Raw genomic sequence first — 25,027 nt, 5'->3', positions numbered from 1 at the left:
CGCAACCTTGCCAAGGTTGAGGTCGCGAGTTCGAGCCTCGTTTCCCGCTCCAAATTAAAATCATCAGCCATGGCTGGTGGTTCGCCGGCAACGGCGGGGTAGCAAAGTGGTTATGCAGCGGATTGCAAATCCGTCTACGCCGGTTCGATTCCGACCCCCGCCTCCAGTTAAAGCCCCGTAAGTCAAAGACTTGCGGGGCTTTTGCTTTGTTTGGCCCCAGCGGTCAACCACCGAAATTCTAGCTTTTCCCCGTCCATTTCGGTCCTTAACCACTCGCTCAGAGCAGCGAACCACGCGTAGACTGTAGTTTTTGCCGACTACGCGAGTTTGCATGGCCACAAAACATCAGTACCTCGGGGCACTGTCTGTTGCAAAGGCTTACTGTCGAGCGTTGCGTCCATTGTCTTCTAGCGAGGAGGGGGGGGGGCAGTGAGGGGACGGCGCTCTTCTGGAGTACGGCATTGTGTCACCTTGGCTGTTCAGCGAGAAACTAGAGTCGTCCTATATTTTGTGGGGGCGTTGATGTGGGGCGGACCGGCGCAGTCTGCTCAGCAAAGTATCGGTGATAGCCTGCTTCGGCCTTGAATGTATCGATTGTTTCGGCCAGTAATGTTTTCCGAAGACTTGATGCTAGCTCTGTTAGGTGCTTCAAATGACGTTTGAATTTTCAGGGAGGCCTCGGCCGCTGCGATGAATTGAGGTACCCTTCCGTTCTGGTTGCTATGTGAGTACCGATGTTCCCGTGCGTCGGGTACGAGGTCCCTCCCCGTTGGGTAGCTGACCCGTAGCCAACAAGGTAGTACGTACGGACCGATCGCAATGTCTGCTGAGGACGTCGTCTTGCTGGGTAGAAACATGGGGCGAACTCCGAGGCTCACTGCTCGTTTGGGCGTTTGGTATTGAATTGCTGCATATGTACTATGAGTGCGGCGTGCCGTATGATTCCTATCAGCGGTAATGCGGTCAAATAGACTGGGGCCAAACCAATATTCGGATTTGGCAAGCTATAGATTAATGCTTGGGTAAGTACTTATCGCTGCTTAAGTCTGTTTGTTTTGTGTACTTGCCGATAAAATTTATTAGCAGTTATTTGAGGTGTGGATTGACGTTTCTCCCTGGGTAGCGTGTACTCCTAAAAATCTCTGGTTAATCCTTGGGAAGTCACCAGATAGAGTATATCCAAGGGGTAATCATTTCTGTAAGAATAGATGGTTGACGTGAAAAATCAATTCTCAAACAAAGCAGGGTCGAAAAAGCTACTGTCTAACTCGGCCGGATACCATTGAAAAAAATCATCAAAGGATAATAGATTGTGAATGCACAAGAGAAAATTACGTTAACGATTTTGAATAAAATAACGGAGTCTGCAGAGTCAATTAAACAGCAGTGGTTCAATCCTGAAGGGACGGAAACAAGGCACTTTGTTATTGATGAGCTTCTAGAGCCAGAATTATGTGCCCAGATTTATAATGCATTTCCTAGAGATGGTAATGGTTTTTTTGATCGGGAATCCTTTCGAGAGAAGAAGAAAACATCTGCAGATCTTAGTAGTTATGACAAAGTGTTGTCTGATATTACCTATGCGCTACAAGACAAAAGAGTCGTTGATTTGTTGTCTGAGCTTGTCGGCTTTGCTGAGATTGATCCGGATCCCAATTTGTATGCCGGTGGCCTGTCGATGATGTTTCCCGGAGATTTTCTAAATCCTCATATAGACAATAGCCATGATGGGGATCGTCTGCGTTATAGAAGATTAAATCTGCTCTACTATGTGTCGCCAGAGTGGAGGATTGAGAACGGTGGAAATCTAGAGCTATGGAATAAAGATAAAACAATTCCAAAAACTATTGCAGCTCTGACAAATAGGTTGGCAGTAATGGAAACTAACAAAACAAGCTGGCACTCAGTGAGTCCCGTTGTTGCTAATTGCCCACGTTGCTGCGTATCAAACTACTACTTCTCAAAACAGTCTCCTGACCATACAGAATACTTTCACGTTACTTCTTTTACTGGCAGGCCTGATGAAAGCATCAAACGCTTTGTAGGAACAGCCGACAATGCGCTTCGAAATTTTGTATCTAAGGTGTTGAAAACAGGGCGAGGAAAGTCTCTTATAAATAAGAGGGTTAAAAATGATTAAGAGGTGCTAGCAAAAAAATTATAAGCGGCAGGCTAGCCAACTAGCTAGTAAGCTTCAGCGAAGAAGAGGGCGTATCCCGCTTTCGGTGTACCGCCTACCGAATCTGGCCAGGTTGATACTTGGATGACAAGTTGACCTCTTTTAGCAATATCAAGTCTGGTCGCCAGCTTGTTATATTGATTTTTGTTAGTTGTTTGTTTAAGTGGTTGAGGGAGGTTGGGCCTTAGAGTGCATGATGGATTGAAAATCTGCCTATGCCGTTCAACTCCGGCTCTGCTTCCTATAGAGTGGCTCTTTGTCTGGCCCGGAGCCATCCCTGTTTGCCAGCGGCCCGGCTCTGGGATAGAATCGCCGTCTCTTTGCTCGCCCCGGTGGTGAAATTGGTAGACACAAGGGACTTAAAATCCCTCGACTTCGGTCGTGCCGGTTCGATTCCGGCCCGGGGCACCACTACGGCAAAACCGTCCACGAGACGAAAACAACCCGCACAGCCTGGCGCTGGGCGGGTTTTTTATCGGCTTCTCTTAAAGTTGCGCCTCGAATTCATAGAGATCGCTGCGGCACAAAACTTCGCTGAACTCCAATACCTGTTCCGCCGCGTTCAAGCTGGTCTGCCGGATGCGCAGCAGCGGCGTGCCGGTCTGCACATGCAATAGGGCGGCGCTGTCCTGATCCGCCGCGCAGGAGGCCAGACGGAAGGTCTTGCGGCCGATCTCGACGCCATGGCGTTCCCACCATTGGTATAGCGAGTATTCCAGACGCTCCGGTTCGGGCAGGTAGGCCAGCGGGATATAGGTGGTTTCCAGCGCCGCCGGCGTGCCGTCCATCAGCCGCAGGCGGCGCAGCTTGGCGATGTCCGCGCCGACAGGCAGGCGCAGCAGGCTGGCGATGGCGGCCGGCGCGCTTTCCCGTCGCCGCAACAGCCACTGATTGGCCACGCTGCCGCCGCTGCGCAGCACCTGCTCGGTGAAACCTCCGCTGTCGTTGAGCGAATAGCGAAAGGCTTGGGCGACGCGAGTGCCCTGGCCTTGCTGACGGGTGATCAGCCGCTTGCGTTCCAGTTCCGCCATCGCCTTGCTGATGGTGACGCGCGACAGTCCCAGTTTTTCCGCCATCTGCCGCTCGGTCGGCAAGAATGCTCCTTCGGGCAACTGGTGCTGGCGGATGGCCTGTTCCAGCGCGTCGGCGATCAGCAGATAGCGCGGCGTTGCGCCGGGCTGCCGCAGGCTGGCGGACAGGCATTCCAGAATCTCGCTCATATCGTGTGAAAGCTCCTGTGCGTGCGGGCTTCAGTCTAAATCAATGCCGACGGCAATGGGGTGGGCTGAGCTCTGTGGCATGCTTTCCTGATCAATAGTATGGTTATGTACTATTGGATTTGTATTGGACTTATCATACGATGCCAATCGAAGTCCATGGTTCCTGTTTACGCTCGCGTTGCGCGAAGGCGGGGCAAGGCGAAACAGCCGGGAAAGCGGAATGCGCCAGTGAGGCATGAGCGTTTCGCAGGCGGCTCCTGGTTTCCTTGACGCGTGGCGGATCATAAACGGGTTCTGGCGGTCGATGGGCATCCTGGCGGAGAGGCAGGGTTTGACGATGATCAGCAAGGGCTACCAGTCCATTCTCGGGGCCCTGTACGGGCAGGCGGCGGGGGATGCCATGGGCATGCCTTCGGAGCTGTGGCCGCAGCGGCAGGTACGGGCGTTTTTTGGTTGGATAGACGATTTTCTGCCGGGCCCGGCCGAGAATTTCGCCGCTTCCGAGTTCGCCGCCGGAGAGTTCACCGACGACACCCAGCAGGCCATCGCCTTGATGGACGCGTTGATCGCCGCGGACGGCGCGGTGGAGCCGGAGCGCATCGCGGACAACATCATCGCCTGGGCCGAGCGCATCGACGCCTTCAACAAGAATATTCTGGGGCCCAGTTCTAAGGCCGCGCTCAGGGCTATTTTGTCCGGCCAGTCGATTGATTCTCTGGGCGCCAACGGCGTGACCAACGGCGCGGCGATGCGGGTGGCGCCGCTGGGTTGCCTGCTGTCCAGCCAGGACCGCGCGGCTTTCGTGCAGGCGGTGAGGCTGAGTTGTAGCCCCACGCATCAGTCCGATATCGCGGTGGCCGGCGCGGCGACCATCGCCTGGGCGGTGTCGCGGGCGGTGGAGGGCGCGGCCTGGTCCGACATCAAGGCCGAGCTGCCCGCCATTGCCGATCTGGCGCAGCTGGAGCGGGTGACGACGTTCAGCCCCTTGCTGAGCCGGCGCCTGGCCTGGGGCTTCGAGCTGGCGGAAGGCTTGCGGGGCCAAGACGATGCGGCCGTGGTGGCCGAGCTGTACCAGACCTTGGGCGCCGGCATGGACACCATAGAGTCGGTGCCCGCCGCCTTGGCCCTGGTGGACTGCGCGCAAGGCGATCCGCGCCGCTGCGCGGTCTTGGCGGCGAATCTGGGCGGAGACACCGACACCATAGGCGCGATGGCGACCGCGGTATGCGGCGCCTTGCAGGGGGCGGACGCCTTGCCGGCCGCATGGCGGGAACGCATCCGGGACGTGAATGGCGTTGATTTCGAATCTTACGCGCGGGCTTTGTGCGCATTGCGGTTTAGGGGGTGAGGGGATGAGCGATGTACAAGCGGTAGACGGCTGGCGGCTGGAGAGCGCGGGCATAGATCTGGTGCCGGAGCATGAGTGCAAGGGCCGGCCGGTGGAGTTGTTCTGGGTATGGCTGGCCGCCAATATCGGCATCCTGGGCGTGGTGTACGGCGGCATCGTCACCAGCTTCGGGCTGTCGTTCTACCAGTCCTTGCTGGCCGCGGCGGTCGGGGTGGCCAGTTTCGCGCTAGTGGGGGTGACCAGCATCGCCGGCCAGCGCGGCCGCACTTCCACGCTGACCTTGTCGCGGGCCATTTTCGGCCTGCGCGGCAACGCCGCGCCCACCGCCTTCAGCTGGTTCAACCTGATGGGCTGGGAGGCGGTCAATGTGGTGACCGGCGCCTTGACGCTGGCGGCCTTGTGCCAGTCGCTGGGCATGGCGGAAAGCCGTCCGCTGACCGCGGTCTGCTTGTTCCTGTTCATCGGTCTGACCATCGTGGTCAGCCTGCTGGGCCAGGCCACCGTGGTCTGGATGCAAAGCTGGCTGAGCCGGATCTTCGGCAGTATGACCCTGGTGGTGATTCTGTACGTGGCGACGACCGCGAACTGGGGCGCCATCTTGGCGCGGCCGGACGGCGACTGGCTGACCGGTTTCTGGCCGGCGGTATCGGTGATCGCCGCGGGCACCGGCATCAGCTGGGCCATCGCCGGCGCCGATTACAGCCGTTACCAGCGGAGCGGAGCGTCCGGCGGCAGCATTTTCGGTGCGGTGATGGTGGGGGCGTTGCTGCCGCTGATGCTGCTGATCTTCACCGGTGTGCTGTTGTCGGCGCAGATCCCGGATCTGGCCAGCGCGGCCAATCCCATCGCCAAGATCGGCGCGGTGCTGCCGGCCTGGATGGCGGTGCCCTATCTGCTGACCGCTACCGCCGGCATCGTCACCATGGCCGTGCTCAGCCTGTATTCGGCCAGCCTCAATCTGCTGACCATAGGCGTCAAGGTTCGTCAGGCGCAGGCGGTGTCCATCAATGCGCTGATCGTGCTGGCCATCGCCGCTTACGTCTTGTTCGTGTCCAGCGACTTCCTGGGACCCTTCATCGCGTTTCTATTGTTTTGCGGCGTGTTTCTGGCGGCCTGGGAGGCGGTGTTCGTGCTGGATTACCTCTTGTTGCGTCACCGCCAAGGCTATGAGGCCGCGGCCCTGTCCGGCGACGGGCGGCAGGCCTTCCGCGGCGGTCCGCTGCTGTGCTGGCTGCTGGGCGCCGCTTGCGGCCTGCTGGTGAGCAAGACCGGCTTCATCGACGGCCCGCTGGCGGTGGGCGTTTTCGCAGATTCCAGCCTGGGACTGTTTGTATCCTTTGGGACCAGTTTGCTGGCTTATGGATTGTATTTGTTGCTGAAGGAGCGACGCGCATGACCATTCCGTGTCCAAACTATCATCCGACCAGAGCCATCCTGGCTTTGGGCGGCGCCGTGGGCGACGTGGTGTTGACCCTCCCGGCCTTGCCGCGCAGCGGCGCCGACGTGGAGGCGTTGCAGCAGGAACGCGAGATCGGCGGCTGCGCCTTCAATGTGGCGCGAGCGTTGCGCCAGTTGAACGCTCCCGTGATCAACGGCATGCCGGTGGGCAACGGCCCTTGGGGCGCGGCGATAGACGCGGCCATGCGGGAGCTGGGCTTGCCGGTGCTGCTGCGCAACGCGGATCGCGACAACGGCTGGTGCGTGGCCATGGTGGAGCCCAGCGGCGAGCGCAGCTTCATTTCGATCTCCGGTTGCGAGACGGAATGGACGCGCGAGCAGTTGGACGCGTTGCCCTTGCCCGCCGACGGCCTGGTGTACGCCAACGGCTATGAACTGGCCGGAGAGGGCGGAAAGGCGTTGCGCGCCTGGCTGCTGGCCTTGCCGGCGGAACAGTTGCGGGTGATAGACCCCGGTCCGCGCGTCGTCTTGCTGGAGCCGGCGTTTCTGTCCGCCCTGAGCGGCACCGAGACCTTGCTGACGCTGAACCGGGACGAGATCGCCCTGTTGTGCGGCGACGGCGATCCGGTGGCGGCGGCGCAGCGTTTCGCCAAGGATTACCGGCTGACGCTGATCTGCCGGCTGGGGCAGGACGGCGCCTGGGTGTGCCCGGGCACCGACGCGCCGTGGCACCTGCCCGGCTACCAGGTTTCGGTGGTGGACACCATAGGCGCCGGCGACGCGCATTGCGCCGGCTTGTTGGCCGGCCTGTCCAGCGGCTGGCCGCTGCATTACGCGGTGGATCTGGGCAACCGGCTGGCGGCCTGCGTGGTGGCCAGCGCCGGCCCTGACGCGGCGACGGACTGGGACAGCTTGAATCGCCGCTTTCCCGTCGCCTGCCTGTAAGCTGCCGGCTCACGCTTGAGAAAGTGGCAAAAGAAAGACGGGATAAGGGCGGAAAGGGCGCAATCGGCGTCTAATGCTGGACATCAAGGGGCATTACTTAGTACTCTCCCTCCCTCGTAAGCGCCAGCCCGAGCGAGGGAACGCCCGGAGCGTTCCGTCTGGTGTTTTCGCCCATGACCGCCAAGTCGGCTCCTCCGCCGACAAACAGCGGCGGTCGATGGGGGCGGGCGCCTGGTCTTCGGACCGGCCGCGCCGCTTGGGCCCGGTTCCAGGCCTTCGCCATGTTCGGCGATTTTTTACGGCGCGCCGGCGTCTTGTCGGAGCGCCTTGGTCAAACCGCATTACGATGTCGTCATTTTTTCACCGGCTGTCAAGCTGGCCGGGCGGCGGGTTGCGGCGCTTCGCTTGATTGGGCAGCATGCGCTGCTTTTGCATCAATGGATCTAGATAGAAGTTCATGAAGCCAAATACTGAAACGGCACTCGGTGCTGCACTTAAGTCCGCTGTACAAAGTCTGTCCAAGAAAAAGCAGACCGAGATGATCGCGGATCATGTCTACAGCAAGTTCGACGTTTTCCGCCAGTTTCGTCCGCTGGCCTTGGGCATCCATGAGAGCCTGATCGCGGCTTTGCCGCAGTTCGACTCTACGCTGATCTCCCGCGTGGTGGCCAATCACTGTCGCAAGCCGCGCTACGTGAAGTCTCTGGCGCGCGGCGGCAAGCGGTTCGATCTGGCCAACAAGCCGGTGGGCGAAGTCAGCGCCGAGGAGAAAAAGGCGGCGGAACAGATGTCCGCGCCCAAGCCGGCCGCGGCGGCCCCTGCCCCGGCTCCGGCCGAACCCGCAGGCGACGCGGCGGAATAAGCGTGCCGCGGCCGCGTGGCATGAACGTAAAACAGCCTGACAGACCCGTTTGTCAGGCTGTTTTGCATTGGCGGGACGGAACATTGGCGTGGGCGGGGCGGTCGCAGCAGAACGCGCCGCGTGGCGGCGCCGAATCAGGACAGGAGTAGAATTCCCGGCATGAAACGTTATTTCTTGTGGGCCGCGATGGCCCTGAGCTTGTCCGCCTGCAGCGCGCTGCAGCAATTGGGCGCGCCCATCAGCTCGCATCCTTCCTCGCCGGTCAAGGGCCGGCCGCAGACGGCGCCGGCGCCCAGCGCCAAATCGGACGCCTTGCTGCGGGAAGCCAACCGCCTGGCCGACAAGGTCAAGAGCGGCGAGTTGACCCGGCTGGCCGCCGCGGATCAACTGGGCGCGTTCCGGCTCAAGGCGGTGGGCTCCAATCCCATCGACGACAACACCTTCGCCATGTACCGCTATCTGACGGTGGAGCGCGAGGCGGGCCGCATCGACCAGGAAACGTTTCGCGCCAAGATGGACGAGCGTCTGCGGGAATGGATGCGACGCTGGCCCAAGATGAATCCGAAACCGGCCGAGCCTGCCTTCACCAACTTCCTGCTCAAGCTGTACGGCTTGCCGGCCCTGGGGGCTTGAGCATGGGCAAGAAAGCCAAGCCGGACGCGGCCGGCTGTCCCTGCGGGCTGGGCGGCGCTTACGCGGCCTGTTGCGGCCGTTACCTGGGGGCGGACGGCGCGCCCGCGCCCACGGCGGAAGCCTTGATGCGCTCGCGCTACACCGCTTACGCGCGCGGCGACGAGGCGTATCTGCTGGCGAGCTGGCATCCCAGCACCCGGCCGCAGGCGCTGGATCTGGCCGCGGACGCCGGCTTGGTCAAATGGCTGGGCCTGGAGGTGTTGGCGACCGAGGCCGGCGGCGCGGCCGACGCCGAGGGCGTGGTGGAGTTCTCCGCGCGCTACAAGGTGGGCGGCAAGGCCGAACGCATGCGCGAGCGCAGCCGTTTCCTGCGCGAGGACGGCCGCTGGTTCTATCTGTCCGGCGAACTGAGCTGAGCTGTCGCTAGAGAATCTAGTGCTTCTGCGTTCGCAGCAGGCTTTCGATGGCGCGCTCCAGCGCCGCCGGCTTGACGTAGGGGGCGAAACGCTTGCGGATGCGCCCTTCGCCGTCCACCAGGAATTTGGTGAAATTCCATTTGATGCGCCGGCTGCCCAGCAAGCCGGGCTTGGCGGCGACGAGATGACGCCAGAGCGGATGCGCGTCGGTGCCGTTGACGTCGATCTTGGCGGATAGCGGGAAGCTGACCCCGAAATTCTTCTGACAGAACTGGCCGATGGCGGCGGCGTCCCCAGGCTCCTGGCCGCCGAACTGATTGCAGGGGAAACCGATGATCTCCAGGCCTTGCTCGCGGTAGCGCTGGTACAGCTGTTCCAGGCCGCCCAATTGCGCGGTGAAGCCGCACTCGCTGGCGGTGTTGACCAGCAATAGCACTTTGCCGCGATAGCCCGCCAGCGGCAGGGTCTGCCCGTTTAAAGACTCAATGGAAAAATCATATATGTCCGGCATATTTCCGCCTTTCGCCAAAGCGAAGATCATGGCAAGAAACCGGAGGCAGGGCAATGGGATCGGCGGATAAAAAAAGGGGCGCAACGGCAAGGGGGAACCGCTACGCCCCAAGAAGAAATCAATTGCTGTACAAGGGCCGACCAACCGGGAAAGTCAGCTAACCCTCTGTTTATCCTAGAACATTAAGGTGAAATTGCGAGGACGGATTTGGCGGGATTTAAATGACAAAGGGATGGCTAAGCCATCCCTTTTTTGCTGGCGGGAAGCGTTTCAGGGGCGCGGCAGGGTCACGCCCACCTGGCCCATGTATTTGCCGGCGCGGTCGCTGTAGGACACGTCGCAAATTTCATCGGATTCGAAGAACAAGACCTGGGCCACGCCCTCGTTGGCGTAGATCTTGGCCGGCAGCGGCGTGGTGTTGGAGAACTCCAGCGTCACATAGCCTTCCCATTCCGGTTCGAACGGGGTGACGTTGACGATGATGCCGCAGCGGGCGTAAGTGGATTTGCCCAGGCAGACGGTCAGCACCGAGCGGGGAATACGGAAGTATTCCACGGTGCGGGCCAGCGCGAAGCTATTGGGCGGGATGATGCAATAGCCCTTGCCGGAGACTTCCACGAAGGAATTGGGGTCGAAGTTTTTCGGGTCGACGATGGTGCTGTTGATATTGGTGAACACCTTGAATTCGTCGGCGCAGCGGATATCGTAGCCGTAGCTGGACGTGCCGTAGGAGATCACCTTCTGGCCGTCCACCATCTTGATCTGGTTGGGCTCGAAGGGTTCGATCATTTTGTACTCGTCCGCCATCCGGCGAATCCACTTGTCCGATTTGATGCTCATTGTCTTGGGCCCGTAGCTTGTCGATTGATTGTCCGCGATTTTAACCGCAAGCGCAGTGGCCGGCTATCGATAATCCATCGTCGATCCGGATAGGACAATGCTATTGATGCAGGTCAAGCAGGGCGGGAATTGCCGCGGTTTGCCGATATTCGACGGGGTTCGGCTGGATATACTAATGCAAACCATTCTCGTTCTTGATCGGATCATCATGTTGACTTTGGATGCATTCCCCGCCGGACGCCACGGCGTGGTCGACAGCCTGGAGCTAGCCGAAGAGGCCATGCGCCGCGTCGCCGCCTTTGGCCTGGAGCCGGGCTGCCGGTTTTATCTGCGTCGGGCGGCGCCCTTGGGCGGGCCATTATTGCTGGACATCGGCGCCACGCGCTTCCTGCTGCGCCGCAGCCTGGCGCGCCTCATCGTGGCGAGGGTGGCGGTATGAAGCGTTTCGCCCTGATCGGCCTGCCCAATACCGGCAAGTCCACCTTGTTCAACCGTCTGACCGGCATGTCGCAGCGCGTCGGCAACTGGCCGGGCCTGACCATAGAGTTGAGCAGCGCGCGCCTGTTGCTGGGCGGCCACATGGTGGAGTTGGTGGATTTGCCCGGCGTCAATGATTTGACCGGCTATTCCGACGACGAGGCGGTGGTGCGCGACGTGCTGCTGGCCAGCGCCTTCGACGGCGCCGTCCTGGTGCTCAACGCCAGCCAGCTGGACCGGCAACTGCCGCTGGCCTTGCAGGTGCTGGCCAGCGGCCTCAACTGCCTGGTGGTGCTGAATATGGCCGACGAGGCCAAGGCCCTGGGCGTGAGCGTGGATGTGGAGCGCTTGTCGGAGCGCCTGGGCGCGCCGGTGTTTCTGGCCTCGGCCCGGCATATGCAAGGCTGGCCGCCGCTGATGGCGGGCTTGAACCGGCTGGCCAACGACGGCGGCCCGGCGACGCGCGCCAGGCTGGACGCGGTGCCGGACACCCGGGAGGCGATGGCGGAGGCCAAGCGGCGGCTGGCTGGGTGCTGGGCCTTGCCGCCCGTGCTGCCGACGGGGCTGACGGAGAAGATGGACCATTGGCTGATGCATCCATGGCTAGGCCTGCCGCTGTTCTTCGCGCTGATGGCGCTGCTGTTCAATCTGACGTATCAGATCGGCACCCCATTGCAGGAGCTGGCCGGCGCCGGTCTGGACTGGATCAAGGAGCAGGCGCTGACGCCCTTGCTCGCGCCCTTGCCCGAGATTGTGCAGAGCCTGGCGCTGGACGGCATCTGGCAGGGGGTGTCGACGGTGCTGACCTTCGCGCCCATTTTGCTGGTGTTTTTCGTATTGATGGCGATGGTGGAGGATTCCGGTTATCTGGCGCGCGCCGCCTATCTGACCGACGCCTTCATGGCCAAGCTGGGGCTGGACGGCCGCGGCTTCGTGATGCAGCTGATGGGCTTTGGCTGCAATGTGCCGGCCATCATGGGCACCCGGGTGATGCGTGAGCGCAAGCAGCGGCTGCTGACCATGCTGGTGATCCCGTTTTCGCTGTGTTCGGCGAGGCTGCAAGTGGTGGTGTTCTTCGCCGGGCTGTTGTTCACGCCGACGCAGGCGCCGTGGGTGTTGATGGGCCTTTATCTGATGAGCTTCGCCGTCGCGGTGTTTACCGCCTGGGTGTTCAAGCGCCGTTACGCCGGCGGCGAGGCCTTCTTGCTGGAAGTGCCGCCGTACCGGCTGCCCGGCTTGAGCCATTTGCTGAGCCGGGCGGTGGGGGAGGTGCGCGCCTTTCTGCAACTGGCCTCCAGTTTCATCCTGCTGGGCGTGGTGCTGGTCTGGCTGCTGACCCATGTGCCGGCGGGCGAGGGCAAAACCCTGGCCGACGCTCTGGGCAGCCTGCTGGCCCCGGTGCTGGACCCGATAGGCATCCGCCACGAACTGGCGGCGGCCTTGCTGTTCGGCTTCATCGCCAAGGAAATCCTGCTGGGCAGCCTGGCGGTGATCTACGGGGTGCCGGAAGCCGGCCTGGGCGCGGCCTTGCTGCAACATCTGGATTGGCGCTCGGCGATGAGCTTCCTGATCTTCACCTTGATCTACGTGCCCTGCCTGTCCACGGTGGCGGCGATGTACCGCGAGTCGCGCAGCAAGGCCTACACCGCGATGTCGGTGGCGTGGTCGGTGGGACTGGCCTGGTTGTTGTCGTTCGCGTTTTATCAAGCCGGCGTGCAACTGTGGCCCTGAGGGCTTAGAATGAATGGTTCGCGAATTCCGTTCGCGCCGGCGGCGCGCCCGCCGGCGTTATTGAACTACAACAACAAGAGGTCGTTTTATGCAAGGTGATCCCAAAACCATCGAGTTGCTGAACGAACTGCTGGCGGAAGAACTGTCCGCCGCGGACCAGTATTTCATTCATGCCGAGATGTACAAGGACTTCGGTCTGCACAAGCTGTTCGAGCGCATCGATCACGAGCGCGAGGACGAGTTGTCGCACGCGCGGGTGCTGATCGCGCGCACCTTGTTCCTGCAAGGCAAGCCGAACGTGGCCAAGCGCGTGCCCATCGTGGTGGGCGAGAACGTGCGGGCGATGCTGGCCAGCGATCTGGAAGTGGAATACCGCGTCGGCAACTTGCTGAAAAAAGTGGTGGCCCACTGTGAGAGCGTGAAGGACTACGTGACGCGCCAGGAACTGATGGTGCTGCTGGAAGAGACCGAGAACGACCACGCCCACTGGCTGGAGCAGCAACTGCGCCTGATCGATATGGTGGGCGAGCAGAACTATATCCAGTCCCAAATGTAAGCTCCGGGGATTTCGGCGTTAAGACGCGGCCGCCTTCAGGGCGGCCGTTTGTTTTGGGGCGCCCGCGCCGGTTTTGACTTGGCGCAGCATGGCCGGCGAGGCTTGCGTCTATCATCGCCGGCAGATGAATTCGCCGGAGGGCGCGATGTCGCTGGATCTATCCGTTTCCTGGCTGGGCATGAAGATGGCCAGCCCCCTGTTCAACGCTTCCGGCGTCTATTGCCGCACGCGGGAGGAACTGGAGCAGGTGCGCCGCTCTGCCGCCGGCGCGGTGGTGACCAAGAGCTGCACGCTGGAGCCGCGTGCCGGCAATCCCGAACCGCGTTATCGGCGCACCGCGCTGGGCAGCATCAATTCCATGGGCCTGCCCAACGAGGGCTACCGCTATTACCTGGACTACGCCCAGGCTTACGACGACGCCAAGCCGCTGTTTCTGTCCGTGTCCGGCATGACGCTGGACGACACCCTGACCATCCTGACCGAACTGGCGGCGCTGAAGCTGCCCTGCCTGCCGGAGGTGAACCTGTCCTGCCCCAATCTGCCGGGCAAGCCGCAGCTGGGCTATGACTTCGCCGCCAGCGCCGAGGCTCTGGCGGCGATCAGCCGGGTGTACGCGCGGCCGTTCGGCGTCAAGCTGCCGCCGTATTTCGATCCGGCGCACTTCGCCGCCATGGCCGCGGTGTTGAACGCCTTCCCGCTGCTGCGCTTCGTCACCTGCATCAACTCGGTGGGCAACGGCCTGGTGATCGATCTGGACAGCGAGTCCGCGGTGATCAAGCCCAAGGGCGGGCTGGGCGGCTTGGGCGGCGACTACGTGTTGCCGACGGCGCTGGCCAATGTGCGCGAGTTCGCCCTGCTGCTGGCCGACAAGCATGTGATAGGCTGCGGCGGGGTGAAGAGTGGGGCGGAGGCCTTCATGCACATCCTGGCCGGCGCCGCCGCGGTGCAGGTGGGCACCTGCCTGCACGAGGAGGGCGTCAGCGCCTTCGATCGCATCGAGGCGGAGCTGGCCGCCATCATGCAGGCCAAGGGTTACCAGCGGCTGGATGAGTTCCGCGGGCGGCTGAAGACGCTGTGAGCGCATGAAAAAAGCCCGGGGAACCCGGGCTTTTTTCTATAGAGCGTGTTTACGATCGCGCGAGCTAAGGCGAGACAAGGCGAAAACGGCAGAGAAAGCTGAATGTACTTGAGGTACATGAGCATTTCGAGGCGGTACTCACTGTGTCACGCTTCACGACGCGCAGCAGATCGTAAACAGGCTCTTAACGGCTGATCGGCTTGTAGCGGATGCGCTTGGGCTTGGCGGCTTCCTCGCCCAGGCGTTTCTTCTTGTCGGCTTCGTATTCCTGATAGTTGCCGTCGAAGAAGGTCCATTGCGATTCGCCTTCCGCCGCCAGGATGTGGGTGGCGATACGGTCCAGGAACCAGCGGTCGTGGGAGATCACGAATACGGTGCCGGCGTATTCCAGCAAGGCGTCTTCCAGCGCGCGCAGGGTTTCCACGTCCAGATCGTTGGACGGTTCGTCCAGCAGCAGCACATTGCCGCCCTGGAGCAGGGTCTTGGCCAGGTGCAGGCGGCCGCGTTCGCCGCCGGAGAGCATGCCCACCTTCTTCTGCTGATCGGCGCCCTTGAAGTTGAAGCGGCCGAGGTAGGCGCGGCTGGACATCTCGAACTTGCCCACGGTGAGGATGTCGGCGCCGGCGGCCACGTCCTCGAACACGGTCTTGTCGCCGTCCAGGCCCTCGCGAGTCTGCTCGACAAAGGCCATCTGCACGGTCTGGCCGATCTTGACCTCGCCGCTGTCCGGCTGTTCCTTGCCGGCAATCATCTTGAACAGCGTCGATTTACCGGCGCCGTTGGGACCGATGATGCCGACGATGGCGCCCGGCGGGGCCTTGAAGCTGAGATTGTCGATCAGCAGGCGGTCGCCGAAGCCCTTGGACACGCCGTTGAACTCGATCACCTCATTGCCCAGGCGCTCGGCCACCGGGATGAAGATTTCCTGGGTTTCGTTGCGCTTCTGGGTTTCGTAGCTGGACAGTTCCTCGAAGCGGGCCAGACGCGCCTTGGATTTGGCCTGGCGGCCTTTCGGGTTCTGGCGCACCCATTCCAGTTCCTGCTTCATCGCCTTCATGCGCGCGCCTTCGCTCTTGGATTCCTGCGCCAGGCGGGCTTCCTTCTGCTCCAGCCAGCTGGAGTAATTGCCTTTCCACGGGATGCCTTCGCCGCGGTCCAGTTCCAGAATCCATTCGGCGGCGTTGTCCAGGAAGTAGCGGTCGTGGGTGACGGCCACCACGGTGCCGGGGAAGCGCACCAGGAATTGCTCCAGCCATTCCACCGATTCCGCGTCCAGGTGGTTGGTGGGTTCGTCCAGCAGCAGCATGTCGGGCTTGGACAGCAGCAGCTTGCACAGCGCCACGCGGCGCTTCTCGCCGCCGGACAGCGGGGCGATCTTGGCGTCCCACGGCGGCAGGCGCAGCGCGTCGGCGGCGATTTCCAGCTGGTGTTCTACGTTGTCGTTGGCGCCGGCGGCGATGATGGCTTCCAGCTTGGCCTGTTCTTCGGCCAGCGCGTCGAAGTCGGCGTCCGGGTCGGCGTAGGCGGCGTAGACCTCTTCCAGGCGCTTTTGCGCGCCCATCACGTCGCCCATGCCGCTTTCCACTTCCTCGCGCACGGTTTTTTCAGGGTCCAGCTGCGGTTCCTGCGGCAGGTAGCCGATCTTGACTCCGGCCAGGTGCTGCACCTCGCCTTCGTATTCCTTGTCCGCGCCGGCCATGATGCGCAGCACGGTGGATTTACCGGCGCCGTTCAGGCCCAGCAGGCCGATCTTGGCGCCGGGGAAGAAGGACAGGGAGATGTCCTTGATGATCTGGCGCTTGGGCGGAACGATCTTGCTCACGCGGAGCATGGACATTACATATTGTGCCATCGGTATTCACGCTGGATTGAAGGGGATAAACCGGGATTCTACCAAATCCCCCGGTTTAGGCCAGCCACGTGGCCGCTAGAACAGTAGCGCCAGCGCCGCCGTCGCCAGCATGGCGAAGGCGCAGGCCACCTTGGCCACCGCGCCGACGATGAAGCCGATAAAGGTGCCGATGCCGACCTTGCCGGCCTGGAAGGCGTCCTTGCGGGCGATGAACTCGCCGATGACGGCGCCGACCAGCGGGCCGAGCAGCACGCCGGCCAGGCCGAAGAACATGCCGACGATGCCGCCGATGAAGGCGCCCCACAGCGCCTGGCTGCTGGCGCCGCTGGCCTTGGCGCCCAGCAGGCCGGCGAAGAAGTCAATCACCAGGCCCAGCGCGGTGAGCAGGGCCATGATGATCAGGCTGATGGCGCCCAGGTGGTTGAAGTTGTCCAGCCAGGCGGCCAGCAGCAGGCCGCCGAACATCAGCGGCAGGCCGGGGATGATGGGCAGCATGGTGCCGGCCAGGCCGGCGACGATGAGCAGGGCGGCAAGACTGTAGCCGGCGATTTCCATGGTGGTCCTTGCGGGAGAACGCGCCCGCGGCCTGGCCGCGGGCCGGGTGTCAGCGGGTGTACTCTTCCAGCAATTGCAGTTGCGCGCAGTGCGGCTTGCCGCGGGAGGTGCGGCGTTTGTAGCTGCCGTCCGGCAGCATGTCCCAGGCGTTGACGTTGTCGTCCAGATAGAGACGCAGCGCTTCCTTGATCACCCGGCGCTTGAGTTTGACGTCGACGATGGGCACGCAGGTTTCGATGCGGCGGAAGAAGTTGCGGCCCATCCAGTCGGCGCTGGCGATCAGCAGGTCTTCTTTGCGGTCGTTGTGGAAGTAGAACACGCGCGGGTGTTCCAGGAAGCGGCCGACGATGGAGCGCACGACGATGTTGTCGGACAGCCCCGGCACGCCGGGCCGCAGCGCGCACACGCCGCGCACGATCAGCTGGATCTTGACCCCGGCCTGGCTGGCGCGGTACAGCGCGTGAATCACTTGGCTTTCCAGCAGGGCGTTCATCTTGGCGATGATCTGCGCCGGCTTGCCGGCCTGGGCGTGGGCGATTTCGCGGTCTATCGCCTCCATCACCATGCTGTGCAGGGTGAACGGGCTCTGGAACAGCAGCTTGAGCTGGCTGGCGCGGCCCAGGCCGGTCAGCTGCACGAAGATGTCGTTGACGTCGCTGGCGATCTGCTCATTGCAGGTCAGCAGGCCGAAGTCGGTGTAGAGGCGGGCGGTGCGCGGGTGGTAGTTGCCGGTGCCCAGATGCACGTAGCGGCGCAGGCCGTGTTCCTCGCGGCGCACCACCATCAGCATCTTGGCGTGCACCTTGTAGCCGATCACGCCGTAGACCACGTGGGCGCCGGCGTCTTCCAGCCGGCTGGCCCAGCCGATATTGGCTTCCTCGTCGAAGCGGGCCATCAATTCCACCACCACGGTCACCTGTTTGCCGGCGCGGGCGGCGGCGATCAGCGATTCCATCAGCACCGAGTCGGTGCCGGTGCGGTACACCGTCATCTTGATGGCCACCACATGCGGATCGGACGCGGCCAGCGTCAGCATGTCTATCACCGGCTGGAAGCTCTGGAAGGGGTGATGCAGCAGGATGTCGCCCTTGCGGATGGCGTCGAACAGCGGTGTCTTCTTGCGCAGCATTTCCGGCAGCGTGGGGATGAAGGGCGTGAACTTCAGGTCCGGCCGGTCCACCAGGTCCGGCACCTGCATCAGCCGCACCAGATTGACCGGGCCGTTGACGCGGTAGACGTCGCGCGGCTTGAGGTTGAACTGGGTCAGCAGGAATTCTTCCATGTGCGCCGGGCAGGTGTCGGCGATCTCCAGCCGCACCGCGTCGCCGAACTGGCGCTGGCGCAACTCGCCTTGCAAGGCGGTGCGCAGGTTTTTCACTTCCTCGTCTTCCACCGTCAGCTCGCTGTCGCGGGTGACGCGGAATTGGTAGCAGCCCTTGACCGCCATGCCGCTGAACAGCTCGTGCACGTGCGAGTGCAGGATGGAGGACAGGAAGACGAAGGTGTGGCGGTGGCCGTCGCTGACGTCCGCCGGCAGCTTGATCACGCGCGGCAGGATGCGCGGCGCCTGGACGATGGCGATGCCGGAGGCGCGGCCGAAGGCGTCGCGGCCTTCCAGCTCCACCGCGAAGTTCAAGGATTTGTTCAGCACCTTGGGGAAGGGGTGGGACGGGTCCAGACCTATCGGGGTCAGGATGGGCATCAGTTCGCGGAAGAAGAAATCCCGCACCCATTGCTGCTGAGCCGGACTCCATTCATTGCGGCGCAGGAAGATGATGTTTTCCTCGCGCAGCGCCGGGAACAGCACTTCGCTCATCACCGCGTACTGGTCGCGCACCAATTGGTGGGCGGCGGTGGCCACCTTGGCCAGCGCCTGTTCCGGCGTGGAGCCGTCGGCCAGGATGCGCTCCGGCGTGGCCTCGGCGGTTTCCTGCAGCCAGGCCACGCGCACTTCGAAGAACTCGTCCATGTTGGAGGACACGATGCACAGGAATTTCAGCCGTTCCAGCAGCGGCAGGTTGGCGTCTTCCGCCTGGGCCAGCACGCGGCGGTTGAATTCGAGCAGGCCAAGTTCGCGGTTGATCAGCAGGTCTTGCGTGTGTGACATACGGGGTTCAAGCCAACAGTGGAGAGTTCAGGGAAAAACAAAGCCCTCGCTTGGAGGGCTGGGCATGGCGATTAGTTCTGCGGCGGAGTATAGCCGGCGGGAGCGTCGGCGCCGTCGCCGAAGAAATAGGCTTCCAGCTGCGCGGCCAGATACTGGCGGGCGCGGGCGTCGGCCAGGCTCAGGCGGTTTTCGTTGATCAGCATGGTCTGATAGCGCAGCCAGCCTTGCCAGGCTTCCTTGGACACGTTCTCAAACACTCGCTTGCCCAGTTCGCCCGGCAGCGGCGGGAAGTCGAGGGCCTCGGCTTCGCGGCCCAGCTTGACGCAATTGACGGTTCTGCTCATGGCGCAATCCTTAAAATATCGGAAAAAGGTTAATTCAATATTGTGTCACAGAGATGAAACGCTTCCAACCTCGACGCGGCCCTAGGCTTACAAGACCTTGACGAAAACCTTGGAGCGGCGCTGATAGTTGTAGAACTGCTGCCGCGCCAGCGGCAACGCGCTCTTGTCCGCCTCGGCGAAGCCGCGCTCGACAAACCAGTGCGCGGTCTGGGTGGTGAGCACGAACAGCGATTGCAGGCCCTGGGTGCGCGCCTGGTATTCCACATGTTTGAGCAGCATCTCGCCGAAGCCGCCGTCGCGCTTGTCCTGAGCCACCGCCAGGCAGGCCAGTTCGGCGGTGCCGGAGTCGGGGAAGGAGTGCATGGCCACGCAGCCGTAGATCTTGCCGTCGTGCTCCAGCACCGAGTATTCGCCGATCTCCACTTCCAGGTGTTCGCGGCTGCGCTTGACCAGCACGCCTTGTTCTTCCAGCGGCTGGATCAGGCCGATGATGTCGCCGATGTCTTCGATGCTGGCGTTGCGCACCCTCACCAGCGGATCGCGGGCGATCATGGTGCCGTTGCCGCCGCGGGTGAAGTGTTCCACCAGCAAGGCGCCGTCGGCGTGGCGGCTGATCAAGTGGGCGCGCGGAATGCCTTCGCGGGTGGCGCGGATGGCGTAGGGCAGGTAGGCGCTGACGTCTTCCTGCAGCCGGCCGGAGGCCAGCAGGTCCTCGGCCTGCTGCGCGGTCAGCGTGCTGATCAGTTCCTCGTCCAGCATCACGCCGCGTTGCTCGATCACGAAGATCAGCTTTTCCGCCTTCAGGGTGATGGCGACATGGGTGGCCAGCTCTTCCATGGTCAGGTTGAAGGCCTCGCCGGTCAGCGAGTAGCCGATGGGCGACAGTAGCACCAGTTCGCCGTGGTCTAGGCGGGCGCGGATGGCGGCGCCGTCGGCGCGGCGCACCTGGCCGGTGTATTGCATGTCCACGCCGTCCAGCACGCCCAGCGGCTGGGCGGTGACGAAGTTGCCGCCGGCCACGCGCAGATGGGCGCCGTGCATCGGCGAATTGGGCATGCCCATGGACAGCAGCGCTTCGATGTCGCAGCGGGTGGCGCCGGCCGCCTGCTTGACCACATCCATGGTGGCGGCGTCGGTGACGCGGCGGTCGCGGTGGAACAGGCGGGCGATGCCGTGTCGTTTCAGCAGGCCTTCGATCTGCGGGCGGATGCCGTGCACCAGCACGATGCGCACGCCCAGGCTGACCAAGAGGTTGATGTCCTGGGCCAGGCTGGCGAATTCGCCGTCCTGCAGGGTTTCTCCGCTGACGGCCAGCACGAAGGTCTTGCCGCGGTAGGCGTTGATATAGGGGGCGGCTTCGCGAAAGGAAAGCACGAATTCGCGGGTAAGCATGGGGTCAGCGGCTCCGGCCGGAAAACTAGGGTTGAGCCGGATAGCGTAGCAGGAATGACGGTGTTTTGCAGGAGGACAATAGCGGGCGCGCATGAAAAACGCCCCTGGAAAAACCAGGGGCGCGCGATGGCTGCCGTCGCGGGATCAGCTGCCTTTTTTCTGCAGGATTTGCTGCACCTTGAGAATGTTCAGCGCCTGCGACAGCTGGTTGTCGTTCTTGGGGTTGGGATCGCGCGGACCGAACTGGCTCTTTTCTTCCGGCTTGGCCTTGTCCTTGCCGTCGTCCGGCTTGGCCGGGGCGGGCTGGGGGGCCGGAGCGGGAGCCGGCTTGACGCTGCTCTTGGACGCCGGCTTGTCCTCGCCGTTGGGGTTGGCCAAGTGGTTTTCCAGATCGGCTTCGCGCACGCGGATGGCTTGTTCCGCCGCGGTCAGCGTGCCGTCCTCCACCACCACGTCGGGCACGATGCCCTTGGCCTGGATCGAGCGGCCGTTGGGCGTGAAGTAGCGCGCGGTGGTCAGCTTGATGCCGCCGGCGTTGCCCAGCGGCATGATGGATTGCACCGAGCCCTTGCCGAAGGTCTGGGTGCCCACCAGCACCGCGCGCTTGTGGTCTTGCAGCGCGCCGGCGACGATTTCCGACGCCGAGGCGGAGCCGCCGTTGACCAGCACCACCAGCGGCACGTTGCGGGCTTCCACCGGCAGCCGGGCCAGCGGGTCACTGCCGTTGGGGCGAGCGTAGTTCTGCAGATTGGCGGTCAAGCGCATCTTGGCGTCGGGCGTGCGGCCTTCGGTATAGACCACCAGCTGGTTCTTGGCGAGGAAGGCGGCGGATACGCCGACCGCGCCGTTGAGCAGTCCGCCCGGATCGTCGCGCAGGTCCAGCACCAGGCCTTTCAGCCCCTGCTTGTTTTCCTTGTAAAGCGCCTGCACGCCGGCGGCCAGGTCCTCGGAGGTGTGCTCCTGGAACTGGGTGATGCGCACATAGCCGAAGTCCGGCTCCAACAGCTTGTATTTGACGCTCTTGGTCTTGATCACTGCGCGCGCCAGCGTGAACACCAGCGGTTTGGTCTCGGTCTTGCGGGCGATGGTCAGCGTGACCTTGGTGCCCGGCTTGCCGCGCATTTTCTTCACCGCGTCGGTCAGGGACAGGCCGCGCACCGGGGTGTCGTCGATCTTGATGATCAGGTCGCCGCTCTTGATGCCCGCCTTCTGCGCCGGCGTGTCCTCGATAGGGGACACCACCTTGACCAGGCCGTCCTCGGCGCCGATCTCGATGCCCAGGCCGCCGAATTCGCCCTGGGTGCCTTCCTTGAGTTCCTTGAAGGCCTCCGGGTCCATGTAGTCGGAGTGCGGGTCCAGACCGGTCAGCATGCCCTTGATGGCGGCGGTGATCAGCTTCTTGTCTTCCACCGGGTCGACGTAGTCCTGCTTGATGCGGCCAAACACTTCGGCGAAGGTGCGCAGCTCGCTCAGCGGCAGAGGGGATTCGCCCTTGTCGGCAAAGGCTTGCATGCTCAGCGTCAGCACGCCGCCGGCCATGGCGCCGGCCACTAGCCAGGCAATCTTCTTCATTCTTTGGCTGCTCATGTTTGTTATCTGTCTCCGTTGCCTGGCTTAGCGCGCCCAGGCTTGCGGGTTTAGGGGTCGTCCCATGTGTCGGATTTCAAAGTACAGGCCGGATTCGCCGCTGTCCAGTGTTCCTGTGTTGCCGATCGTGTCGCCGGCCTTGACGCTGCTGCCCACGGATTTGCCTATCACCGATAGTCCGGTATAGACCGTCATGTAATTGCCGCCGTGATCGACCAGAACGGCGTTGCCGAAACCGCGCAGTTGATCGGCGAATACCACGGTGCCGTCGGCCACGCTGCGCACCGGGGTGCCGTTGGCGGTCTGGATGAACAGGCCTTTCCAGCTGACGCCTTGCTGACGCGGCTTGCCGAAGCGGCCGACCAATTGTCCGGCCACCGGCATTTTCATCCGCCCCTGCAGGCTGACGAAGGCGCGACCGGCGGCGCTGTCGTCGGCCACGTCGGTGATGGCTTCCTCTTTCACCGTGACCGTCTGCTTGGCTTCCTCCGGCACCGGCTTGCCTTGTTTCTTGGCGTTTTCCGCCAGCTTGCGGCGGCGTTCGTTTTCCTTGCGCGCGGCTTCGCGGGCGGCGGCCAGCCTGGCCTTGCGTTCTTCCGCCGCCTTGCGCGCGATCTCGGCGCGGCGACGCTGGATTTCCTTGTTGATCTGGGCGATCAGGCCGGTCAGGCGTTTTTCGTTTTCCTGCAACTGGCTGAGTTTGCTCTGTCCCGTCTTGATCTCGCCGGTGACCTTGTTGAGTTCTTGCTGCTGGCTGGCCTTGTCCTGCTGCAGCGAGCTCTTTTCCTGGCTCTTGCGGTCCGACAGCGAGTTGAGCCGCGCCAGTTCCTGCTCCAGCTGGAAGGACAGCGCTTCCAGCTCGTGCTGGTGGGTGATCAGCTGGGCCACCAATTGCTGTTGGGCGCGGGCGATGTGCTGATAGTAGGCGAGGTCGCGCGCGCTCTGATTGGGGTCGTTCGCGTTCATCATCAGCTTCATCGCGTCGTGCTGGCCGCTCTTGTACTGGCGCGCCAGCATCAGGGCCACGCGCTGGCGCACCGCGGCCAGGCTGTTGCGGCTGGCGTTGATCTGGGCGCGCAGCGCTTCGAGCTGCTGTTCCGAGCTGCTTTGTTTCTTTTCCAGCTTCACCAGCGCCTGGCTGGTCTGGCTAATGGCTTGTTCCGATTCCTTGATCGCCGATTGCGCTTCTTTTTGCACCGCCTGTTTCTGGGCGATGTCTTTTTTCAGGGTGTCGATTTCCTTGCGCACCGATTTGAGATCTTGCTGGTGCGGGGCGGTGGACAGCGCAGCGGAGGCCGGAGGCGCGGCGTGGCTGCTTCCGGCGATCAAGGCCGCCATCAGGACATAGGGTTTCATGGCCGGGAATATGCTTTCTGCTTGGGCCGCGGGCCGGACGCCCCGTCCTCGAGCGAGGGGTCCGGCTCCTTGACGCCGGCGGGGCCGGCGGCGGCGGGTCTTATTGGAGTTCGATCAGCGATTGACCGGTCATCTCCGCTGGTTGTTCCAGGCCCATCATCGCCAGCAGCGACGGCGCGATGTCGCGCAGCGAGCCGCCGGCGCGGATCCGGGCCGGACGGCCGACATAGAGGAAGGGCACCGGGCTCAGCGTGTGCTGGGTGTGCGGCTGGTGATGCTCTGCGTCGTACATCTGTTCGCAATTGCCGTGGTCGGCGGTGATCAGCACCTCGCCGCCGGCGGCGCGCATCGCCTCCACGCAGCGGCCGACGCAGCCGTCCAGCGCTTCCACCGCCTTGACCGCGGCGTCGAAGATGCCGCTGTGGCCCACCATGTCGCCGTTGGCGTAATTGCAGATGATGGCCTGATATTGGCCGGAGGCGATGGCGGCGACGATTTTGTCCGTAACTTCGCCAGCGTTCATTTCCGGCTGCAGGTCGTAAGTGGCCACCTTGGGCGATGGCACCAGGATGCGATCTTCGCCGGGATAGACCTGCTCCTCGCCGCCGTTGAAGAAGTAGGTGACGTGCGGGTATTTCTCGGTTTCGGCGATGCGCAGCTGTTTCAGGCCTTGGCTGGCCAGGTATTCGCCGAAGCCGTTGCTGATTTTCTGCGGCGGATAGGCGATGGACAGGCGGCTGTAGGCTTCGCCGTAGGAGGTCAGGGTGACGAAGTCGGCGAACTTGGGCTGGCGCGCCTTGAAGCCGTCGAAGGCCGGGTCGGTCAGCGCGCTGACCAATTGGCGCGCGCGGTCGGCGCGGAAATTCATGAACACCACGACGTCGCCGTCGTGCATCCGGGCGCTTTCGCCGATGGCGGTGGCCTTGACGAACTCGTCGTTCTCGTCGCGGGCGTAGGCCGCTTCCAGCGCTTCCAGGCCGTTGCGGGCGTGGAACAGGCCTTCACCTTCCACCAGCAGCCGGTAAGCCGGCTCCAGGCGCTCCCAGCGTTTGTCGCGGTCCATCGCCCAGTAGCGGCCGGTCACGGACGCCAGGCGCGCGGCCGGGCATTCCGCCAGCACCGCGTCCAGCCGTTCCAGATAGGTCTTGGCGCTGCGCGGCGGGGTGTCGCGGCCGTCCAGGAAGGCGTGCACGTGGATGCGCGCGACGCCGGCGGCCTGGGCCGCGCGGATCAGCGAGTGAATGTGGTTTTCATGGCTGTGAACGCCGCCGTCGGACAGCAGGCCCATGATGTGCAGCGTCGCGTCCTTGGCTTTGGCGATGCCGGAGACCAGCGCGGGATTGGCGGCGAAGCGGCCGTCTTCGATGTCGCAGTCTATGCGGCTGATGTCCTGTTGCACCACGCGGCCGGCGCCGATGTTGAGGTGGCCCACTTCGGAATTGCCGAACTGGCCGGAGGGCAGGCCGACGAAGTTTTCCGAGGCGTTGATGGTGCCGTAGGGGAAGGTCTGGCGCAGACGGTTCCAATTAGGCATCGAGGCATGAAGAATTGCGTTGTCATCGCCTTCGGTGCGATGGCCAAAACCGTCGAGAATCAACAACAACACCGGTTTGATGGATTTCATGGCATTCACATTCTGA

At 62.8% G+C, this 25,027-nt stretch carries 22 protein-coding genes and 2 tRNA genes; 13 read left to right on the top strand and 11 right to left on the bottom strand.

The genetic code is table 11. The features are described from left to right. Positions 1–92: 92 nt before the first annotated feature. The 3 genes from ACODRW_RS15240 (at position 93) to ACODRW_RS15230 (ending at position 2,590) form a co-directional block, all read left to right on the top strand. Positions 93–166: transfer RNA gene (locus ACODRW_RS15240), tRNA-Cys, on the top strand. 1,146 nt (positions 167–1,312) lie between these two features. Beyond that, positions 1,313–2,140: a 2OG-Fe(II) oxygenase gene (locus ACODRW_RS15235; RefSeq protein ID WP_488906095.1), complete on the top strand. Its 828-nt coding sequence runs from the start codon at positions 1,313–1,315 to the stop codon at positions 2,138–2,140. A 365-nt stretch (positions 2,141–2,505) separates the two neighbouring features. Continuing rightward, positions 2,506–2,590: transfer RNA gene (locus ACODRW_RS15230), tRNA-Leu, on the top strand. A gap of 74 nt (positions 2,591–2,664) precedes the next feature. Here the strand turns inward: ACODRW_RS15230 and ACODRW_RS15225 are convergent. Next, a complete protein-coding gene (locus ACODRW_RS15225) occupies positions 2,665–3,399 on the bottom strand; it encodes a GntR family transcriptional regulator (protein WP_488906094.1) in 735 nt (244 codons plus the stop codon). 337 nt (positions 3,400–3,736) lie between these two features. Here ACODRW_RS15225 and ACODRW_RS15220 point away from each other — a divergent pair, with 337 nt between their 5' ends. The 6 genes from ACODRW_RS15220 to ACODRW_RS15195 all read left to right on the top strand — a co-directional run bounded on the left by ACODRW_RS15220 (position 3,737) and on the right by ACODRW_RS15195 (position 9,001). After that, positions 3,737–4,747 (top strand): ADP-ribosylglycohydrolase family protein, encoded by a 1,011-nt coding sequence (locus tag ACODRW_RS15220; protein WP_488906097.1) that lies wholly within the window; start codon positions 3,737–3,739, stop codon positions 4,745–4,747. A gap of 4 nt (positions 4,748–4,751) precedes the next feature. Continuing rightward, positions 4,752–6,143, top strand: a complete 1,392-nt coding sequence (locus ACODRW_RS15215; RefSeq protein ID WP_488906093.1) for a purine-cytosine permease family protein — start codon at positions 4,752–4,754, stop codon at positions 6,141–6,143. Next, positions 6,140–7,090 (top strand): PfkB family carbohydrate kinase, encoded by a 951-nt coding sequence (locus ACODRW_RS15210; protein WP_488906092.1) that lies wholly within the window; start codon positions 6,140–6,142, stop codon positions 7,088–7,090. Before ACODRW_RS15215 ends, ACODRW_RS15210 begins: the two co-directional genes overlap by 4 nt. 457 nt (positions 7,091–7,547) lie before the next feature. Beyond that, positions 7,548–7,952, top strand: a complete 405-nt coding sequence (locus tag ACODRW_RS15205; RefSeq protein WP_107798484.1) for a ProQ/FINO family protein — start codon at positions 7,548–7,550, stop codon at positions 7,950–7,952. A 159-nt stretch (positions 7,953–8,111) separates the two neighbouring features. Next, entirely contained in the window at positions 8,112–8,585 is a 474-nt protein-coding gene (locus ACODRW_RS15200) for a putative periplasmic lipoprotein (protein WP_235087284.1), read from the top strand. 2 nt (positions 8,586–8,587) lie between these two features. Further along, on the top strand, positions 8,588–9,001 hold the full coding sequence (locus ACODRW_RS15195; RefSeq protein WP_227104458.1) for a YchJ family protein: 414 nt from the start codon (positions 8,588–8,590) through the stop codon (positions 8,999–9,001). 16 nt (positions 9,002–9,017) lie between these two features. Here ACODRW_RS15195 and ACODRW_RS15190 read toward each other — a convergent pair whose 3' ends face one another. Next, entirely contained in the window at positions 9,018–9,512 is a 495-nt protein-coding gene (locus ACODRW_RS15190) for a glutathione peroxidase (protein WP_488906091.1), read from the bottom strand. Between the two features lie 270 nt (positions 9,513–9,782). Beyond that, complete coding sequence (gene dcd / locus ACODRW_RS15185; protein WP_048412542.1) at positions 9,783–10,352, bottom strand: dCTP deaminase; 570 nt, start codon at positions 10,350–10,352, stop codon at positions 9,783–9,785. Positions 10,353–10,527: 175 nt separating this feature from the next. On the opposite strand from dcd, the gene ACODRW_RS15180 reads away from it, so the two are divergent. From ACODRW_RS15180 to ACODRW_RS15165, 4 genes are all read left to right on the top strand, one after another. Then, positions 10,528–10,791 carry a FeoA family protein gene (locus ACODRW_RS15180; protein ID WP_488906090.1) on the top strand — a complete coding sequence of 88 codons (264 nt, stop codon included), beginning with the start codon at positions 10,528–10,530 and terminating at the stop codon, positions 10,789–10,791. Beyond that, a complete protein-coding gene (gene feoB, locus ACODRW_RS15175) occupies positions 10,788–12,560 on the top strand; it encodes a ferrous iron transport protein B (RefSeq protein ID WP_488906089.1) in 1,773 nt (590 codons plus the stop codon). The genes ACODRW_RS15180 and feoB overlap by 4 nt, the downstream gene beginning before the upstream one ends. An 88-nt stretch (positions 12,561–12,648) precedes the next feature. Continuing rightward, positions 12,649–13,116, top strand: coding sequence for a bacterioferritin (bfr, locus tag ACODRW_RS15170; RefSeq protein WP_043591049.1), 468 nt, complete (start codon positions 12,649–12,651; stop codon positions 13,114–13,116). A gap of 145 nt (positions 13,117–13,261) precedes the next feature. Next, positions 13,262–14,194 carry a dihydroorotate oxidase gene (locus tag ACODRW_RS15165; protein ID WP_227104449.1) on the top strand — a complete coding sequence of 311 codons (933 nt, stop codon included), beginning with the start codon at positions 13,262–13,264 and terminating at the stop codon, positions 14,192–14,194. A 184-nt stretch (positions 14,195–14,378) separates the two neighbouring features. Here the strand turns inward: ACODRW_RS15165 and ettA are convergent, their stop codons facing one another. The 8 genes from ettA to gpmI all read right to left on the bottom strand — a co-directional run bounded on the left by ettA (position 14,379) and on the right by gpmI (position 25,011). After that, positions 14,379–16,046: an energy-dependent translational throttle protein EttA gene (gene ettA, locus ACODRW_RS15160; protein ID WP_107798490.1), complete on the bottom strand. Its 1,668-nt coding sequence runs from the start codon at positions 16,044–16,046 to the stop codon at positions 14,379–14,381. Between the two features lie 75 nt (positions 16,047–16,121). Next, positions 16,122–16,601, bottom strand: coding sequence for a DUF456 domain-containing protein (locus ACODRW_RS15155; protein WP_019100492.1), 480 nt, complete (start codon positions 16,599–16,601; stop codon positions 16,122–16,124). Between the two features lie 49 nt (positions 16,602–16,650). After that, positions 16,651–18,708 carry a polyphosphate kinase 1 gene (gene ppk1 / locus ACODRW_RS15150; protein WP_107798491.1) on the bottom strand — a complete coding sequence of 686 codons (2,058 nt, stop codon included), beginning with the start codon at positions 18,706–18,708 and terminating at the stop codon, positions 16,651–16,653. Between the two features lie 71 nt (positions 18,709–18,779). Next, positions 18,780–19,052 (bottom strand): oxidative damage protection protein, encoded by a 273-nt coding sequence (locus ACODRW_RS15145; protein WP_048409108.1) that lies wholly within the window; start codon positions 19,050–19,052, stop codon positions 18,780–18,782. Positions 19,053–19,139: 87 nt separating this feature from the next. Continuing rightward, entirely contained in the window at positions 19,140–20,444 is a 1,305-nt protein-coding gene (argA, locus tag ACODRW_RS15140) for an amino-acid N-acetyltransferase (RefSeq protein WP_107798492.1), read from the bottom strand. 144 nt (positions 20,445–20,588) lie between these two features. Next, positions 20,589–22,031 (bottom strand): S41 family peptidase, encoded by a 1,443-nt coding sequence (locus tag ACODRW_RS15135; RefSeq protein ID WP_227104445.1) that lies wholly within the window; start codon positions 22,029–22,031, stop codon positions 20,589–20,591. A gap of 27 nt (positions 22,032–22,058) precedes the next feature. Continuing rightward, positions 22,059–23,387: a murein hydrolase activator EnvC family protein gene (locus ACODRW_RS15130; RefSeq protein WP_107798494.1), complete on the bottom strand. Its 1,329-nt coding sequence runs from the start codon at positions 23,385–23,387 to the stop codon at positions 22,059–22,061. Between the two features lie 100 nt (positions 23,388–23,487). After that, positions 23,488–25,011 (bottom strand): 2,3-bisphosphoglycerate-independent phosphoglycerate mutase, encoded by a 1,524-nt coding sequence (gene gpmI / locus ACODRW_RS15125; protein ID WP_488906088.1) that lies wholly within the window; start codon positions 25,009–25,011, stop codon positions 23,488–23,490. Between the last annotated feature and the right edge of the window lie 16 nt (positions 25,012–25,027).

The organism is Chromobacterium sp. FG89 (assembly GCF_057808735.1).
This window is presented reverse-complemented; position numbering and strand designations above follow the sequence as displayed.

What these genes read in the sequence shown, in the direction of transcription:
- ACODRW_RS15225 (WP_488906094.1), bottom strand. Translation starts at nt 3,399, where the DNA reads ATGAGCGAGATTCTGGAATGCCTGTCCGCCAGCCTGCGGCAGCCCGGC.
- ACODRW_RS15220 (WP_488906097.1), top strand. Translation starts at nt 3,737, where the DNA reads ATGATCAGCAAGGGCTACCAGTCCATTCTCGGGGCCCTGTACGGGCAG.
- ACODRW_RS15215 (WP_488906093.1), top strand. Translation starts at nt 4,752, where the DNA reads ATGAGCGATGTACAAGCGGTAGACGGCTGGCGGCTGGAGAGCGCGGGC.
- ACODRW_RS15210 (WP_488906092.1), top strand. Translation starts at nt 6,140, where the DNA reads ATGACCATTCCGTGTCCAAACTATCATCCGACCAGAGCCATCCTGGCT.
- ACODRW_RS15205 (WP_107798484.1), top strand. Translation starts at nt 7,548, where the DNA reads ATGAAGCCAAATACTGAAACGGCACTCGGTGCTGCACTTAAGTCCGCT.
- ACODRW_RS15200 (WP_235087284.1), top strand. Translation starts at nt 8,112, where the DNA reads ATGAAACGTTATTTCTTGTGGGCCGCGATGGCCCTGAGCTTGTCCGCC.
- ACODRW_RS15195 (WP_227104458.1), top strand. Translation starts at nt 8,588, where the DNA reads ATGGGCAAGAAAGCCAAGCCGGACGCGGCCGGCTGTCCCTGCGGGCTG.
- ACODRW_RS15190 (WP_488906091.1), bottom strand. Translation starts at nt 9,512, where the DNA reads ATGCCGGACATATATGATTTTTCCATTGAGTCTTTAAACGGGCAGACC.
- dcd (WP_048412542.1), bottom strand. Translation starts at nt 10,352, where the DNA reads ATGAGCATCAAATCGGACAAGTGGATTCGCCGGATGGCGGACGAGTAC.
- ACODRW_RS15180 (WP_488906090.1), top strand. Translation starts at nt 10,528, where the DNA reads ATGCAAACCATTCTCGTTCTTGATCGGATCATCATGTTGACTTTGGAT.
- feoB (WP_488906089.1), top strand. Translation starts at nt 10,788, where the DNA reads ATGAAGCGTTTCGCCCTGATCGGCCTGCCCAATACCGGCAAGTCCACC.
- bfr (WP_043591049.1), top strand. Translation starts at nt 12,649, where the DNA reads ATGCAAGGTGATCCCAAAACCATCGAGTTGCTGAACGAACTGCTGGCG.
- ACODRW_RS15165 (WP_227104449.1), top strand. Translation starts at nt 13,262, where the DNA reads ATGTCGCTGGATCTATCCGTTTCCTGGCTGGGCATGAAGATGGCCAGC.
- ettA (WP_107798490.1), bottom strand. Translation starts at nt 16,046, where the DNA reads ATGGCACAATATGTAATGTCCATGCTCCGCGTGAGCAAGATCGTTCCG.
- ACODRW_RS15155 (WP_019100492.1), bottom strand. Translation starts at nt 16,601, where the DNA reads ATGGAAATCGCCGGCTACAGTCTTGCCGCCCTGCTCATCGTCGCCGGC.
- ppk1 (WP_107798491.1), bottom strand. Translation starts at nt 18,708, where the DNA reads ATGTCACACACGCAAGACCTGCTGATCAACCGCGAACTTGGCCTGCTC.
- ACODRW_RS15145 (WP_048409108.1), bottom strand. Translation starts at nt 19,052, where the DNA reads ATGAGCAGAACCGTCAATTGCGTCAAGCTGGGCCGCGAAGCCGAGGCC.
- argA (WP_107798492.1), bottom strand. Translation starts at nt 20,444, where the DNA reads ATGCTTACCCGCGAATTCGTGCTTTCCTTTCGCGAAGCCGCCCCCTAT.
- ACODRW_RS15135 (WP_227104445.1), bottom strand. Translation starts at nt 22,031, where the DNA reads ATGAGCAGCCAAAGAATGAAGAAGATTGCCTGGCTAGTGGCCGGCGCC.
- ACODRW_RS15130 (WP_107798494.1), bottom strand. Translation starts at nt 23,387, where the DNA reads ATGAAACCCTATGTCCTGATGGCGGCCTTGATCGCCGGAAGCAGCCAC.
- gpmI (WP_488906088.1), bottom strand. Translation starts at nt 25,011, where the DNA reads ATGAAATCCATCAAACCGGTGTTGTTGTTGATTCTCGACGGTTTTGGC.